At 65.2% G+C, this 15,195-nt stretch carries 13 protein-coding genes; 8 read left to right on the plus strand and 5 right to left on the minus strand.

Annotated elements, in window-relative coordinates; translation table 11 throughout:
* Positions 1 to 66 precede the first annotated feature (66 nt).
* Positions 67 to 3,960: an ATP-dependent RNA helicase HrpA gene (gene hrpA, locus IM738_RS07275; protein ID WP_236965207.1), complete on the plus strand. Its 3,894-nt coding sequence runs from the start codon at positions 67 to 69 to the stop codon at positions 3,958 to 3,960.
* A gap of 85 nt (positions 3,961 to 4,045) precedes the next feature.
* Here hrpA and IM738_RS07280 read toward each other — a convergent pair whose 3' ends face one another.
* The 5 genes from IM738_RS07280 to lptF all read right to left on the minus strand — a co-directional run bounded on the left by IM738_RS07280 (position 4,046) and on the right by lptF (position 8,886).
* The gene (locus IM738_RS07280) at positions 4,046 to 5,224 is read right to left on the minus strand and encodes a pyridoxal phosphate-dependent aminotransferase (protein ID WP_236965208.1); all 1,179 of its coding nucleotides are present in this window, start codon (positions 5,222 to 5,224) and stop codon (positions 4,046 to 4,048) included.
* 113 nt (positions 5,225 to 5,337) lie between these two features.
* On the minus strand, positions 5,338 to 6,282 hold the full coding sequence (locus tag IM738_RS07285; protein WP_236965209.1) for a CysB family HTH-type transcriptional regulator: 945 nt from the start codon (positions 6,280 to 6,282) through the stop codon (positions 5,338 to 5,340).
* Positions 6,279 to 6,644: a sirohydrochlorin chelatase gene (locus IM738_RS07290; protein ID WP_236965210.1), complete on the minus strand. Its 366-nt coding sequence runs from the start codon at positions 6,642 to 6,644 to the stop codon at positions 6,279 to 6,281. The genes IM738_RS07285 and IM738_RS07290 overlap by 4 nt, the downstream gene beginning before the upstream one ends.
* 5 nt (positions 6,645 to 6,649) lie before the next feature.
* Positions 6,650 to 7,768, minus strand: coding sequence for an LPS export ABC transporter permease LptG (lptG, locus tag IM738_RS07295; RefSeq protein ID WP_236965211.1), 1,119 nt, complete (start codon positions 7,766 to 7,768; stop codon positions 6,650 to 6,652).
* Positions 7,765 to 8,886 (minus strand): LPS export ABC transporter permease LptF, encoded by a 1,122-nt coding sequence (gene lptF / locus IM738_RS07300; protein WP_236965212.1) that lies wholly within the window; start codon positions 8,884 to 8,886, stop codon positions 7,765 to 7,767. The genes lptG and lptF overlap by 4 nt, the downstream gene beginning before the upstream one ends.
* A gap of 25 nt (positions 8,887 to 8,911) precedes the next feature.
* Here lptF and IM738_RS07305 point away from each other — a divergent pair, with 25 nt between their 5' ends.
* The 7 genes from IM738_RS07305 (at position 8,912) to IM738_RS07335 (ending at position 15,193) form a co-directional block, all read left to right on the plus strand.
* Complete coding sequence (locus tag IM738_RS07305; protein WP_236965213.1) at positions 8,912 to 10,423, plus strand: leucyl aminopeptidase; 1,512 nt, start codon at positions 8,912 to 8,914, stop codon at positions 10,421 to 10,423.
* 13 nt (positions 10,424 to 10,436) lie between these two features.
* Positions 10,437 to 10,871, plus strand: coding sequence for a DNA polymerase III subunit chi (locus IM738_RS07310; RefSeq protein ID WP_236965214.1), 435 nt, complete (start codon positions 10,437 to 10,439; stop codon positions 10,869 to 10,871).
* A 185-nt stretch (positions 10,872 to 11,056) separates the two neighbouring features.
* A complete protein-coding gene (locus IM738_RS07315) occupies positions 11,057 to 12,265 on the plus strand; it encodes a branched-chain amino acid ABC transporter substrate-binding protein (protein WP_442908493.1) in 1,209 nt (402 codons plus the stop codon).
* A 257-nt stretch (positions 12,266 to 12,522) separates the two neighbouring features.
* Entirely contained in the window at positions 12,523 to 13,014 is a 492-nt protein-coding gene (locus IM738_RS07320; RefSeq protein ID WP_236965216.1) for a helix-turn-helix domain-containing protein, read from the plus strand.
* A gap of 122 nt (positions 13,015 to 13,136) precedes the next feature.
* On the plus strand, positions 13,137 to 13,718 hold the full coding sequence (locus IM738_RS07325) for a TlpA family protein disulfide reductase (RefSeq protein ID WP_236965217.1): 582 nt from the start codon (positions 13,137 to 13,139) through the stop codon (positions 13,716 to 13,718).
* A gap of 245 nt (positions 13,719 to 13,963) precedes the next feature.
* Entirely contained in the window at positions 13,964 to 14,200 is a 237-nt protein-coding gene (locus tag IM738_RS07330; protein WP_236965218.1) for a hypothetical protein, read from the plus strand.
* 30 nt (positions 14,201 to 14,230) lie between these two features.
* A complete protein-coding gene (locus IM738_RS07335; protein WP_236965219.1) occupies positions 14,231 to 15,193 on the plus strand; it encodes a cation diffusion facilitator family transporter in 963 nt (320 codons plus the stop codon).
* Positions 15,194 to 15,195: the final 2 nt, after the last annotated feature.

Genomic DNA, 15,195 nt, shown 5'->3' on the forward strand with positions numbered 1-15,195 from the left:
GTGGCGGGCGGAAGGGGCTGGGGCGCGGATAATCGCCGGTTGCCTGATTTTGACTGAAGTTCCCCCTTGACCTCCGCGCCGCTGCACATCGAATTCCCCGAGTCCCTGCCCGTCTCCGCCCGCCGTGACGAGATCGAGACCGCCATGCGCGAGCACCAGGTGGTCATCGTCTGCGGCGAAACCGGCTCGGGCAAGACCACGCAGCTGCCCAAGATCGCGCTGCAGATGGGGCGCGGCAAGCTCAACGCGAAACCGGGCCAGCGCCCGCAACTGATCGGTCACACGCAGCCACGCCGCATCGCGGCCTCCAGCGTGGCCAAGCGCATTGCCGAGGAGCTGAAGACGCCGCTGGGCGACGTGGTGGGTTTCAAGGTGCGCTTCCAGGACCGGCTCTCCAAGGACGCTTCGGTCAAGCTCATGACCGACGGCATCCTGCTGGCCGAAACGCAGACCGACCCGGACCTGCGCGCCTACGACACCATCATCATCGATGAGGCGCACGAGCGCAGCCTCAACATCGACTTCCTGCTCGGCTACCTGCGCCAGTTGCTGCCGCGCCGCCCCGACCTGAAGGTGGTGGTGACCTCGGCCACCATCGACGCGCAGCGTTTTGCCGATTACTTCGCCTCAAAAAAGGGCCCGGCGCCGGTCATCCAGGTGTCTGGGCGCACCTTCCCGGTGGAGGTGCGATACCGGCCCTTCGAGGAGAGTCGTGAATACGACCTCAACAACGCGATCACCGATGGCGTGGACGAGCTCTGGCGCACACCACAGGGCGGCGACATCCTGATTTTTCTGCCCGGTGAACGCGAGATCCGCGAGGCGGCCGACCACCTGCGCAAGCACCTCAGCCACATCCCCACGCTGCGCAACGCCGAGGTGCTGCCGCTGTTTGCGCGCCTGTCGCAGGCCGAGCAGGACCGCATCTTCCAGGACCACAGCGGGCGGCGCATCGTGCTCTCGACCAACGTGGCCGAGACCTCGCTGACGGTGCCGGGCATCCGCTATGTGATCGACGCCGGCACCGCGCGTGTGAAGCGCTACAGCTTCCGGCAGAAGGTCGAGCAACTGATGGTCGAACCGATCAGCCGGGCGGCGGCCAACCAGCGCGCCGGGCGCTGCGGCCGCGTGGCCGACGGCATCTGCATCCGGCTGTACGACGAGGCCGGATTCAATGGCCGGCCGGCCTTCACCGACCCGGAGATCCTGCGCAGTTCGCTCGCGGGCGTGATCCTGCGCATGAAGGCGCTGCGCCTGGGCGCGGTGGAAGACTTCGCTTTCATCGAAGCGCCGCAGAAGCGCGCCATCGTGGACGGCTACCAGCTGCTCTCCGAACTGGGTGCGGTGGACGAGGCCAACGAGCTCACGCCGATTGGCCAGACGCTCTCGCGCCTGCCGCTGGACCCGAAAGTGGGCCGCATGCTGCTGGAGGCCCAGCAGCGTGGCGCGCTCGACGAGGTGATGGTGATCGCTTCGGCCCTGAGCGTGCAGGACGTGCGCGACCGGCCCATGGACAAACAGACCCAGGCCGACCAGGCGCACGCCAAGTTCGACGACGAGAAGAGCGAGTTCAGCGGCACGCTCAAGCTCTGGAAGTGGCTGGACGACACCAAGGGCGGCCATGGCAAGGACCACAAGCTCAGCCACCGCCAGTACGAAACCCTGCTGCGCGAGAACTTCATCAACGTGCGGCGCGTGCGCGAATGGCGAGACATCCACACCCAGCTGCACACCGTGGTGGCCGAGCACAAGTGGGTGCTCAACACGCAGCCCGCGAGCTACGAACAGCTGCACCTGGCCATGCTCTCGGGTCTGCTCGGCAACATCGGCCAGAAGAACGAAGCCGAAGACTGGTACCTGGGCGCGCGCGGCATCAAGTTCTACCGCCACCCGGGCGCGAACCTGAGCAAGAAGCCCGGGCGCTGGATCGTCTGCGCCGAGCTGGTGGAGACCACGCGCCTGTTTGGCCGGGGCATCGCGAACATTGATCCGACCTGGCTGGAGCAGGTGGGCACGCACCTGCTGAAAAAACAGTTGCTGGACCCGCACTGGGAAAAGAAAGCGGCTCGCGTCTCGGCACTGGAGCGTGCCACGCTCTACGGCCTGGTGGTCTATCACAACCGCCGCACCGACTACGGCCGGGTGGACCCGGCGGGCGCGCGCGAAATCTTCATCCGCGAGGCGCTGGTCGCTGGCGACTGGGAGACCCGCCTGCCGTTCCTCGCTGCGAACCAGAAACTGGTGAAGCAGGTGGCGGAGCTGGAGCACAAGTCGCGCCGGCAAGACGTGCTGGTGGACGACGAGCTGATCTACGCCTTCTACGACCAGCAGCTGCCCGCCGACGTGTGCAGCGGTGCCAGTTTCGAGCGCTGGTTCCAGGGTGCGGTCAAGCTCAATCCCAAGCTCTTGCTGCTGACCAAAGAAGAGCTGATGCGCCACGAGGCGGCCGGCATCACCACGCAGGCGTTCCCCAAGACCTTGCGGCTCGGCGGCGTGGACTGCGCCTGCACCTACCTGCACGAGCCCGGCGACCCGCGCGATGGTTTGAGCGTCACGGTGCCGATCTTCGCGCTCAACCAGGTGAGCGAAGACCGCTGCGACTGGCTGGTGCCCGGCATGCTGAAAGACAAGCTGCTCGCGCTGTTGAAGACGCTGCACCAGCGCCCACGTTCGCGCCTGGTGCCGCTGCCAGCCACGGCCGAACGTTTCGCCGCCGCGCTCACCGAGCCCGCAGTGTTCGGTGCCGGCAACCTGATGGACGCGCTGCTGAAACTGGTGCGCGAGGCGACACAGCTTGACATCGTGCGCAACGACATCAAGGTCGACATGCTCACACCGCACCACTTCATGCACCTGCGCGTGGTGGACGAACACGGCCGCCAGCTGGGCCAGGGGCGCAGCCTCGCGGCGCTCAAAGCAGAGCTGGGGGGGCAGGCGCGCGGTGCTTTCCAGGCGCTGGCTTCGCTCAAGCTGGAAAGCCTGCGCCCGGCTGCGCCCGAGCCCAAAGTCGCGCCAGCACCTGCCAGTTCGGGTGGTGCGCGCCGCGTCACGGCAGAAGCGCAGCCAACACCCGCCGCCAGCGCCACCCAGCGCCACACCAGCTGGGATTTCGGCGAACTGCCCGAACTCATGGAAATCCGCAAGGGCGGGCAGACGCTGATCGGTTTCCCGGCGCTCATGGACCTGGGCGATGCGGTCGGCATCGAGGTGTTCGACGAGCCCGAGGTGGCGATGGCACGCCACCGAGAAGGCCTGCGCCGCCTGTTCGCGCTGCAGATCAAGGACGCACTCAAGTACCTGGAGAAGAACCTGCCCGGCCTGATGACCATGGCCACGGCCTACATGCAGGTGGGCAAGACCGACAGCGGCTCGGGCGGCGGCACGCTGGAAGAGCTGCGCAACCAGATCATCGAACTCGCGCTGGACCGCGCCTTCCTGGCCGACCCGCTGCCCACCGACGAAGCCGCGTTCAAGAAGCGGGTGGACGAGGGCCGCGGCCGGCTCACGTTGATCTCATCCGAGATCGCGCGCAACGCGGGCCTGATCCTCAGCGAATACGCGGCCGCCGCGCGCAAGCTGAAAGACAGCCGCCCTCCCGCGGATGTGGCCATCGACGTGGGCCAGCAGCTGCAGCGCCTGGTGCCCAAGCGCTTCCTGCTGACCACGTCCTACGCGCAGCTGCAGCACTTTCCGCGTTACCTGAAAGCGGTGCAGCTGCGTCTGGACAAACTGCGCGCCGACCCGGCGCGCGACGCCGCCAAGCTGGCCGAACTGCGCCCGCAAGACCAGCGCTTCTGGCGCATGGTGGCGGAACGCAAGGGCGTGCAGGACGCGCGCCTGCAGGAGGTGCGCTGGCTGCTCGAAGAGCTGCGAGTGAGCTTCTTCGCGCAGGAATTACGCACGCCGCAGCCGGTGAGCGTGAAGCGGCTGGAGAAGGCCTGGTCTCAGCTCAACGGCTGAGCGCATTCCGCCCCGGTTCGCCGCGCATGCGGCCACCCTGGATCAGCACGCCGGCGCCGGGTGAGCGCTCGGTCTGTCCGATGACCTACAGCCGCGCCAGACGCTGCAGGGCGCTGTGCAGCGTGTCGTCTTTCTTGGCAAAGCAGAAGCGGATCACCTTCTGGTCGAAGCCGTCGCCATAAAAGGCCGACAGCGGGATGGCGGCCACGCCGATCTCGCGCGTGAGCCACTGGCAGAAGTCGGCCTCGGGCAGGTCGCGTTCGGGCACCGCCAGATCGCCGATACCGACGCACTGGAAGTAGGTGCCCTGGCCCGGCAGCAGCGTGAAACGCGTGCCGGCCAAGCCCTCGCGGAACAGGTCGCGCTTGCGTTGGTAGAACGCGCTCAGTTGCAGATAGGGCGCCGGGTCGGCCATGTGGGCGGCCAGCGCGTGCTGCATCGGCGTGTTCACGGTGAACACGTTGAACTGGTGCACCTTGCGGAACTCGGCCGTGAGCGGCGCGGGCGCGACCACGGTGCCCACCTTCCAACCCGTCACGTGGTAGGTCTTGCCGAAGCTGCTGATGATGAAGGCACGCGCCGCCAGGCCGGGAAAACGCGCCGCGCTCTGGTGTGCCTGGCCATCGAACACCATGTGTTCGTACACCTCGTCGCTGATGAGCAGCACGTCGGTGGGCGCCAGCAGCTCCTGCAGCGTGAGCATGTCTGCCTCGGTCCAGACCTGGCCGCTGGGGTTGTGCGGGCTGTTGATGATGAGGGCGCGGGTGCGCGGCGTGATCGCCGCGCGGATCAGGTCGAAGTCAGGCCGGAAGGTGCCGGGCGTGAGCGGCACGCGCACCGCCACGCCGCCGGCCAGCTCGATGTTGGGCACGTAGCTGTCGTAGCAGGGTTCGAGCACGATGACCTCGTCGTCCGGGTGCACCACGGCCAGGATGGCGGTGAGGATGGCCTGCGTGGCGCCCGCTGTGACGGTGATCTCGGTGTGGGCGTCGCAGTGCAGGCCATAGAGCGCCTGCATCTTCGCGGACATGGCCTGGCGCAGCGCGGGAACGCCGGGCATGGGCGGGTACTGGTTGTGGCCTGCCTGCATGGCGTGGGTCACCGCGTCCACCAGCGCCGGGTCGCAGTTGAAATCAGGGAACCCCTGCCCCAGATTGACCGCGCCCACCTCGGCCGCCAGGGTGGACATGACGGTGAAGATGGTCGTGCCCACGTTGGGCAGGCGGGAGGTGAGGGCTGGGGTGTTGGGTGAGAGAGCTGCCATGTCAATGTCCGGCGATCAAGGTAACCCCAGCCAGAACACCGAGGAACCGGCTCAGCCGGGCCGCAGGTGTTGCCCCCTGGGGGGTGACGGCCGTCAGGCCGGCGCGGGGGGTGTCAAAGTTCATAGTCATCCGGCGTGCCGCTCATGGCTTTCATGATCAGTTCGCGCGAAAGCCGGTCGCTCAGCAGCTCGGCGAACCGCAGCACGAACTGGCGCAAGTAGCTGCCGCGCTTGAAGGCGACACGGGCGAGGTTGTGGCCGAACAGCTGCGCCCCGGGGCGGGCCACCAGATCGGGCGTCGCGTTGTCGCCCTGCATGGCCATTTCGGCCACGATGCCCACGCCCATGCCCAGCTTCACATAGGTCTTGATCACGTCGGAGTCGATGGCCTCGAGCACGATGTTGGGGCGCAGGTGGCGCAAGGCGAAAGCCTGGTCGATGCGGGTGCGGCCCGTGAAACTGGGGTGGTAGGTGATCAGCGGCACTTGGGCCAGGTCTTCCAGCGTGATGCGATCGCGGTTCACCAGGGGGTGATCGTGCGGGAACACCAGCACGTGCTGCCACTCGTAGCAGGGCAGGGTGACCAGGTCGGGGTAGTTGGTCAGCGACTCGGTCGCCATGCCGATCTCGGCCACCTCTTCCATCAGCATCTTCGCCACCTGGTCGGGCGAGCCCTGGTGCAGGCTGATCGCTACCTTGGGGTAGGCCTGCCGCAGCTTCGCCACCGGTCCTGGAAGCACATAACGGGCCTGGGTGTGCGTGGTGGCAATCGACAGCGTTCCGCTGTCCTGGGCGGCGTACTGCTCGCCGATGCGCTTGAGGTTGTTCACCTCACGCAGAATGACCTCGATGCTCTTGAGCACCTGGAGGCCGGGCTCGGTGACGCGCTTGATGCGCTTGCCGTGCCGCGCAAAGATCTCGATACCCAGCTCGTCTTCAAGCTCGATGATGGCTTTGGACACGCCGGGTTGCGAGGTGTGCAGCGCCTTGGCAGCTTCGGTCAGGTTCAGGTTGCGGCGCACCGCCTCCTGGACGAAGCGGAACTGGTGCAAATTCATGTCCGGGGTTCCAGGGCGATCCTGGCCAGCAGCGCGGTGAGTCGGGGGTCTTCGCCGGCGGTCGCCAGCTGTTCAAACACCACATGGGGGTGGGACGCCGCCAGCCCGGCCATCAGCACGGGCAGGTCTTCCCGGGCGTGTTTGCCCATGCCAAAAAACAATGGAAGCACCCGCACCCGGGTGGCTCCTTCGGCCAGCAGGGCGCTGGCGGCGGTCTGGAGATCAGGCTCGCAGAGTTCCAGGTAGGCGCAGGCCACTTTGGCGTGCGGATCGGTGCGCCGAATCTGTTGGGCCACCGCCTCCACCGGCGCACGCCACATCGGGTCGCGCGAACCATGGGCAAACACGATCACACCTTGCATGTTGTTCACCGCCGAAGCACGAGCCAACCAAAGGCACCGAGCGATACAAAAGAATAGATGATGGCCGGTGAGGCCGCCGCGAGCCAGGGGCGCCAGTGGTTGAGGTTGCCGATGTGCCCGAAGACGTTGTTCAGCAGGAAAAAGCTGATGCCGATCATCACACCGCCAAACACATAGCCCGTGATCCCGCCGCTGCGGAAATGGAAGTAGGCAAAAGGCAGGGCCAGAACCACCATCACCAGGCAGCTGAGCGGGTAGAACACCTTTCGCCAGAACTCGATTTCGTAGCGCTGGGCGGTCTGGCCGTTGGCCTCCAGGTGCTGCACGTAGGCGTACAGGTCCGCAGTGCGCATGCGGTCGGGCTTCAGCAAGGCGACCGAGATCATCTCTGCCGAAATGCTGCTGGGCCAATTGAACGTCTGGTGCACGCTCTTGACAATCTTGGCCGACTGCTGCCCCGACGTCTCGAACTCGCGGCGAACCACCTTGCGCAACGTCCAGGAAGTGTCTTTTTCGATCTGGCCTTTTTCGGCTTGCAGCGTGGACACCAGCAGGCCCTGGTTGTCGAACTCGAAGATGCGGACCTCCCCCAGTTCACCCTGGGGTGAGAGCGACCCCACATTCACCGAAAAATTGCTGTGGGTCTGCCGCTCCTTGAGCCAGGCGCCCGTTTGCCCCAGGCTGATGCGCCCCTGGTAGCGGGCCTTGAGCAACTGGGCGGTTTTGTCGGCGATGGGCGCCACGTAGTCGCCGATGGCGAAGGTCAGCGCGACAAACAGCAAGCCCAGCCCCAGCAGGGTGCGCAGCGCTTTCCAGGGCCCCAGGCCGCTGGTTCGCAGGATGGTGTATTCCGAGCTCTGGGCCAGCCGCGCCAGCACCGCGACCGACCCGATCAGCACCGAAATGGGCAACAACTCGTACACCCGGCTGGGCATCAGCAGGCCCACGTACAGCAGGGCGTGGCGCATCTCGTAGATCACCTTTGGGTCCAGGCGCGAGGGCTGACCCAGCGAACCCAGCTCTTCCACAAAGTCGAAGAAGAAGAAAAGCGACAGGAAGGCCAGCAACACAAAGCCAGTGGCGATCAGGATTTCGCCATAGATCAGGCGGCGGATGGTCCTCATGCGGCAGCACCGGTGGACCGTTGCCCCGCCAGGAAGCGGCGGGGCAGGTCGAGCAGGCTGACGTTGTGGTGGCGCTTGGCCAGCCAGACGGCACACAGCACAAACACAATGCCATGCAACAGCACCAGCAACGTGACCCAGTTGACCTGACCGGAGGCCACCCACCGTTGTCCCACGTTGAGCATGTTGAAGTAGACGATGAAGGCGAACAGGGTGAACATGAGGTTGCCGCCTTTGCCGGCCCGTGGGTTGCTGATGGTCGCGGCCACCCCCAGCAACACCAGGTTCAGCGCGGTCAGTGCCACACCGATGCGCCACCCGAACTCGCCCATGTTGCCCACGGTGGGGTCCTTGAGCAGCGCGAGCGTGTTGCGCGCTTTCAGCGCCCTCGCGCTGCCGGTGTAGATGGCGGCTGCGCCAATCTGGGCACCGTACTGTTCAAACTCGCTGACCTTGATGCGCCCCGTTTTCGGGTCGTTCTCAAGCCGCTGGCCGTTGTTGAGCATCAGGAACTGCCGCTCTTTGACCCACTCGATGCGCCCCGAATTGGCCGAGGTGACCGTTTCGTTGCCGTTCTTTTCGATGCTGGAGATGAAGACGTTCTTGCCCTCCGTGCCATCGGCAGTGTCCTTGTCGATGAAAAAGACACGGCGGCCACTGGACGACTCCTGGAACTGACCTGGCGCGATGCGTTGCAGGTCGCCCCGATTTTCAAACCGGGCACGCAAGTCTTCTGTTTGCTGGTTGGCCCAGGGCCAGACGAAAAAAACCATCAGCGCGATGACCGCGAGGATGGGCCAGGCAAACCGGAACACCGGACTGAGGAATCCACCGAGCGAGCGCCCGCTGGAAAACCAGATGATCATTTCGCTGTCGCGGTACATGCGCGAGAGCGTGGAGACGATGGCGATGAACAGGGCCAGCGTCAGGATGGTCTGGGTGTAGCCGAGCACCGTGTAACCCAGCACCAGCATCACCTCTTCCGGGTTGACGCTGCCACGCGAGGCCATGCCCAGCGTGCGGATCAGCAGCACCGTCAGAACGATGGTGAACAGCACCACCAGCGTGGCCCCAAAACTGCGTGCCAGCTCAGTGCGAATAGAAGAATGGAATAACATCGAATGAAACCGGAAAGACGCAATTATGGACTTTGAACTCAAACCCCTTTCAGGCGCTCAAGCGGCTCGTTGGGCCGTGGACGCCGTGTTGGTGCTCGTGCCCGACAGCCTGGTCGCTGCCGACGGTGACGATGCGCTGACCGAGCTGGTTCGCGAGGCTTTGCGCCGAGGTGATCTGGAGTCAGGCGCAGGCAAGTGCCTGTCGTGCTACCGCCCCGCTGGCTTCAAGGCGAGCCGTGTGGTGCTGGTCCGTGCGGGTGACGGGTCGGCCACGGCGGTGCGCAAGGCGATGACAGCGGGTCTGAGTCAGTTGAAGGTGCCTGGTGTCAAGAAGCTGGGTGTGTTGCTGTCTTTGCTGGAGCGCGATGCCACCGTGGTGCGCACGGCCATGACCGCCGCGGCCGACGCGACCTACAGCTACGTGACCACCAAACCCTCGGCGCACGCGAGATCGCTCCAGCAGATCGTGCTCGGTGTGAAAGATCTGGCGGCATCGCGTCAGGAGTTCCAGATGGGGCAGGCCCTGGTGACGGGGGTGGAACTGGCCAAGGAGTGGGCGAACCGACCCGCCAACCACGCCACACCCAGCCAGCTGGCCGACGTGGCACGCAAGCTCGGTCGCAAACCACGCATCAAGACCGAGGTGCTCGGGCCGAAAGAAGTGGCCGCGTTGGGCATGGGCGCATTCCTGGCCGTGGCCCGTGGGTCGGCCGAACCGCTGCGCTTCATCGTGATGCAGTACCAGGGTGGAGCCAAGGGCAGTGCCCCCGTGGTGCTGGTGGGCAAGGGCATCACCTTCGACACCGGTGGCATTTCCATCAAGCCAGCGGCCGAGATGGACGAGATGAAGTTCGACATGGGCGGGGCGGCGAGTGTGCTGGGCACCTTCGCTGCGCTGGCTGAGCTGCAACCCGCCATCAACGTGGTCGGCATCATCCCCAGTTGTGAAAACATGCCCGACGGGCTGGCGGTGAAGCCTGGGGACGTGGTCACCAGCATGAGCGGGCAGACCATCGAGATCCTCAACACCGACGCAGAAGGGCGCTTGATCCTGTGCGACGCGTTGACCTACGCGGCGCGGTTCAAGCCCCGTTGTGTGGTCGATATCGCGACCCTCACCGGGGCCTGTGTCATTGCGCTCGGAGCCGTTCGTTCCGGGCTGTTCTCCAACCGCGAAGAGCTGGCCGATGCCTTCCGTGTGGCCGGGGACCGCTCCCTCGACCTGTGCTGGCGCATGCCGCTGGACGAGGACTATGCCGAGGGACTCAAGTCCAACTTTGCCGACATGGGCAACGTCGCTGGACGCGCGGGCGGGGCCATCACCGCCGCCAAGTTCCTCCAGAAGTTTGTCGCCGAGACGCCTTGGGTGCACCTGGACATCGCGGGCACGGCCTGGAAGAGCGGTGCCGCCAAAGGCTCCACCGGACGACCCGTGCCGTTGCTGCTTCAGTATCTGGTTGATCAAGCCTCTTTGGCGGAGAACGACAAACCCGTTCAGAAAAAGCGCAGGGTTGTGGCGGCGTCTCGGCGAGCTTGACCGCCTGGTCGTCATGACCGAGGTTGCTTTCCATCTCAACGTGGGCGACAAGCGAGCCTACGCCTGTCGACTGCTGCGCAAAGCCTACCTGAAGGGGTCGAGGCTGCTGGTGCTGGGCGATGAGCCCACCCTCGACGCGCTGGACCTTGCGCTCTGGCTCATGGGGCAGGGCGAGTTCGTGCCGCACGCCCGCGGTTCCGACCCGGCGCACGTGCTGCGGCACTCCCCCATTCTGCTGAGTGCCCGCGAGACGGACGGTTTTGCCGCCGATGTGCTGGTCAACATAGGCAGTGCCATGCCGGCGGAGGTGGGGCGGTTCGACAGGGTCATCGAACTGGTGGGGGGCGGCACAGAGGACCGCCAGGGAGCGCGCGAGCGGTGGCGGCAGTACAAGGCCGCTGGCCTTGAGCCGTTGTCGCACGATCTCGCCGCCGTCCGGGACAGCTGACTCCCGCATTCATGCGCACGCCTTATGGCCCATGCGTTGGCGTGATACGGGCTGGGGCAAACCCTCGGAGATGCCGCGCAAATAAGGCGCAGCCCGCGAAAGTGCTGGTGTTTTGGAGTATCTTTATGGGTGTGGAGAAAAAGTTCCCTCCGCATTCCAACCTTTATTCCTTTCCGAGGATATCTATGCACATGAACATCAAACTGGCCGTTATTGCTGCGGCCGTCGCTCTGGTTGCTTGCGGCAAAAAAGAAGAGGCCGCTCCGGCAGCCGCTCCTGCTGCTGAAGCACCTGCCGCAGCACCCGCTCCAGCCCCGGCCGCCGACGGTGTGATCAAGATCGGTCACGTGGGTCCGACCAGTGGTGCCATTGCCCACCTCGGCAAAGACAACGAAAACGGCGCCAAGATGGCCGTTGAAGAACTCAACGCCGCTGGCCTGACCATCGATGGCAAGCCCGCCAAGTTCGAGTTGCTGGCCGAAGACGACGCGGCCGATCCGAAGCAAGGCACCGCCGCCGCACAAAAGCTGGTGGACGCGAAGGTGGCCGGTGTGATCGGTCACCTGAACTCCGGAACCACCATCCCCGCTTCGCAGATCTACAACGACGCAGGCATTCCCCAGATCTCCCCCTCGGCCACCAACCCCAAGTACACCCGCCAGGGTTACGCTGGCGTGTTCCGCATGGTGGCTGACGACGTGCACCTCGGTGGCACCCTCGGCAAGTACGCCGTGGAAACCCTCAAGGGCAAGAACGTCGCCGTCATTGACGACCGCACCGCTTACGGCCAAGGCGTGGCCGACGAGTTCGAAAAAGGCGTGACGGCTGCCGGCGGCAAGGTTGTGGGTCGTGAATTCACCAACGACAAAGCCACCGACTTCAATGCCATCCTGACCACCTTGAAGGCCAAGAAGCCCGACGTGGTGTTCTTCGGCGGCATGGACGCAGTGGCCGGCCCGATGCTCAAGCAGATGAAGGCCCTCGGCATCAAGGCCAAGTTCATGGGCGGCGACGGCATCTGCTCCAGCGAGCTGCCCAAGCTGGCTGGCGACGGCATGGCCGACGATCAGGTCTACTGCGCAGAAGCCGGTGGCGTTGAAGGCGAGCAGAAGGCTGGCATGGAGAAGTTCCGCGCCGACTTCAAGACCAAGTTCGGTACCGACGTTCAGGTGTATGCCCCCTACGTGTACGACGCGGTGAAGGTGATGGCCGAAGCCATGGTCAAGGCCAACTCGTCTGAGCCGGCCAAGTACCTGCCGGCACTCAAGGCCATCGAGCACAAAGGCGTGACCGGCAATATCGCGTTCGACGAAAAGGGCGACATCAAGAACGGTGCCCTGACGCTGATGACCTACAAGGGCGGCGCCCGCACCACCATCGCCGTGATCCGCTGATCAGGCGGGATCGAAGCGGCGGGATTTCCGCTGCCAAAGAAAAAGGCCACCTCAGGGTGGCCTTTTTTGTGGCGAATGAATGAACATGGAGGCGCTGCAATGCGATCGCAAGTGGACAGCGGCTTGTGAGAACCATGCCTAGGGGCCCAGGCACGGTGGACGGATTTCGGGAGGATTGAGAGTGGTTTCCTTGGCCGGGCGGTCAAAGCGCACTCACGAAGCTGTGTACCTCAGGGTGCAGCCGCCTGGTTTTGCGTTTGGACACGCTGCCGATGTTCAGGAAGCAGACCGCTTCTTCGCCCTTGGCAAGAGCAAACAGGATCGTTTTGCCGCCATTGCGTGAACGCCCCGAAGACATCCGCTGGCTGACCGAACGGCTGCTCGCGTCGCTGGTGCTGGAGCAGGGACGACCGCTGGCGATGTCCGAGACCTTCCTGCGCGACATCATGGGACGCGAATGGCGCGGCAATGTCCGTGAGCTGCGCTCTTATCTGGAGCAAGCCCTGGTGATGAGCGACGGGGGCTTGCTGGACACGCCCCTGGCGCTGGAGAGCGCGAACGCGCCGCCCAACGGCGCCCGCACAGAACCGATCGCGCCGTTGCAGAGCATTCTCGAAGGTGTGGAGCGCACGCACATCCGCAAAGCGCTGTCGCACTGCGAAGGCAGCGTCGGCAAGACGGCCGAGGTGGTGGGCATCAGCCGCAAGACACTGTGGGAGAAAATGAGGAAGCTCTCGATCACGGCCTGAAGGGCGTGCTCCGCCCCCGAGCTGCGCAGGTCGAGCAGACCGACCCGGTGGGCACGCTGGCCCAGGCCTGCCTGCCTTCGTGGCACCGCTTGTTGTGAACCTCCAGAGCCCAAGGACTTCCCATGACCCGATATGAAGCCGGACCCGACGCCATACCCGATGCCAGCCACGACCGGTGGACCCGCCGCTTCTGGCTGGGTGGAGCCGCCGCCGTGCTGGTGACCCCATGGTCCGCCGTCATGGCCCAGCCGGTCTCGGCCGCGGCCGAAGAAGCCAAGGCCCCACCGCTGCCTGCGCTTGGCAGCGAACTCAAAGTGCCGCGCATCACCCGGCTTGATGGCTCGGTGTTCGAGCCCGCCCAGGCCGAAGGCCGGCCGCTGCTGGTGTACTGGTGGTCCAGCACCTGCCCGTTCTGCGCGTTGCAAAGCCCGAGCATGGAGCAGCTCTGGCAGAGCCAGGAGGCCCGCGGGCTTCAGATGCTGGCGCTGTCCATCGACAGGAAACCCGAAGACGCCGTGGCCTATCTGATGAAAAAGGGCTACAGCTTCCCGGCCGCCTGGGCGGGCCCGGACTGGCGCAAGGCCTTCCCCAAACCCCGGGGCCTGCCCATCACCCTGCTGCGTGGGCGCGATGGTCAACTGCTGCTGGCGGAAAAGGGCCAGATGTTTGCCGAGGACGTGGAAGCCATCGCCGGGTTGATCTGAGGCCGCACGACCCTTCGGTGGGATGGGGTCAACTTTTTTTGAACCGACCTGCATCTTTTGCCGTGGACTCACGTCTTCTGCGGCATGGGCCCCTCGACGTCTCCCTCGCCCTCGGCGAGCGGGTTCGTGGGCTCGGGTCGCTGCGGGTTTTCTTTCTGGAGGGGTTACCCTGTCAAGGGGCCACGCCTTGAAGCGGCGGCGTTGTCCGACCCACCCGCCGCTCTGGCCGTTCAAGCGCGCACGACATGACAGACACCCCAACGCCCACCCAGATGAGGTTTCACGTGAGCTCGCGCCGCGTGGATGGCGTGCGGCAGGACGTGCCGCCCAAAATGGAGAGCATCCGCTATCAGATCAGCGTGGACACCGATGAAACCGACAGGCGCATGGACCTGCTGCACGACAACGTCCAAAAGTACGGCACGGTGTTCAACACCGTGGCGCCGGGTACCGATCTGAGCGGCGTGATGCGCCGCGCTTGAAAAAACAAAAGCCTTGCAAGCACAAACCCCATGAGCGCCGGACACGATCACAGCCACGCCCCCGCCAGTTTCAACAAGGCCTTCGCCTTCGGCATCGGTTTGAACCTTGCCTTTGTGGCGATCGAAGCTTTCTACGGCTGGAAAATCAACTCGCTGGCCCTGCTGGCGGATGCGGGGCACAACCTGAGCGATGTGGCCGGGCTGGTCCTGGCCTGGGGCGGGGCGCTGGCTGGCAAGCTGCGACCCAACCCCCGCCACACCTATGGATGGAAGCGCGGCAGCATCCTCGCGGCGTTTGCCAATGCCTTGCTGCTGCTCGTGGCCATGGGCGCGCTGGTCTGGGAGGCTGCGGGGCGCCTGATGTCACCCGACCCCATGGCCGGCGCCGAGGGCCTGACGATCATGGCGGTGGCGGGTGTGGGCATCATGGTCAACACCGTCACCGCCTTGCTGTTCATGCGGGGACGCGAGAACGATCTGAACATCCGCGGGGCTTTCCTGCACATGGCGGCCGACGCGCTGGTGTCGGCCGGTGTGGTGGTGGCCGGCGCGCTCAGCTTGTGGATGGGCTGGGCCTGGCTCGATCCGGTGGTCAGCCTGCTGATCGCCGCCGTGATTCTCATCGGCACCTGGAACCTGTTCCGGCAGTCCTTGCACCTGTTGTTTGATGGCGTGCCCGACAGCGTGGATCCGCAGGCGGTGCACGACTACCTGGCGGCGCTGCCGGGCATCAGCCGCGTGCACGACCTGCACATCTGGGCCATGGACACGTCACAGGTGGCCATGACGGCCCATCTGGTGATGCCGCAGGGGCATGCCGACGACGGGTTTCTGAAAGAGGCCACGGAGCAGCTGCATGAGCGCTTCGAGATCACCCATGCCACCTTGCAGGTGGTGAACGTGCCGTTCACCCAGCCCTGTGGCGACTGGCAGGCGGCGTCGGACACGTCCCCTGCGCAGCAGGGGCCTGGCAGCCATGTCCACCCTCATTGAGG

This window comes from Hydrogenophaga sp. SL48 (assembly GCF_021729865.1).
Classification (GTDB): Bacteria; Pseudomonadota; Gammaproteobacteria; order Burkholderiales; family Burkholderiaceae_C; genus Hydrogenophaga.

What these genes read in the sequence shown, in the direction of transcription:
- IM738_RS07280 (WP_236965208.1), bottom strand. Translation starts at nt 5,224, where the DNA reads ATGGCAGCTCTCTCACCCAACACCCCAGCCCTCACCTCCCGCCTGCCC.
- IM738_RS07285 (WP_236965209.1), bottom strand. Translation starts at nt 6,282, where the DNA reads ATGAATTTGCACCAGTTCCGCTTCGTCCAGGAGGCGGTGCGCCGCAAC.
- IM738_RS07290 (WP_236965210.1), bottom strand. Translation starts at nt 6,644, where the DNA reads ATGCAAGGTGTGATCGTGTTTGCCCATGGTTCGCGCGACCCGATGTGG.
- lptG (WP_236965211.1), bottom strand. Translation starts at nt 7,768, where the DNA reads ATGAGGACCATCCGCCGCCTGATCTATGGCGAAATCCTGATCGCCACT.
- lptF (WP_236965212.1), bottom strand. Translation starts at nt 8,886, where the DNA reads ATGTTATTCCATTCTTCTATTCGCACTGAGCTGGCACGCAGTTTTGGG.
- IM738_RS07305 (WP_236965213.1), top strand. Translation starts at nt 8,912, where the DNA reads ATGGACTTTGAACTCAAACCCCTTTCAGGCGCTCAAGCGGCTCGTTGG.
- IM738_RS07310 (WP_236965214.1), top strand. Translation starts at nt 10,437, where the DNA reads ATGACCGAGGTTGCTTTCCATCTCAACGTGGGCGACAAGCGAGCCTAC.
- IM738_RS07315 (WP_442908493.1), top strand. Translation starts at nt 11,057, where the DNA reads ATGCACATGAACATCAAACTGGCCGTTATTGCTGCGGCCGTCGCTCTG.
- IM738_RS07325 (WP_236965217.1), top strand. Translation starts at nt 13,137, where the DNA reads ATGACCCGATATGAAGCCGGACCCGACGCCATACCCGATGCCAGCCAC.
- IM738_RS07330 (WP_236965218.1), top strand. Translation starts at nt 13,964, where the DNA reads ATGACAGACACCCCAACGCCCACCCAGATGAGGTTTCACGTGAGCTCG.
- IM738_RS07335 (WP_236965219.1), top strand. Translation starts at nt 14,231, where the DNA reads ATGAGCGCCGGACACGATCACAGCCACGCCCCCGCCAGTTTCAACAAG.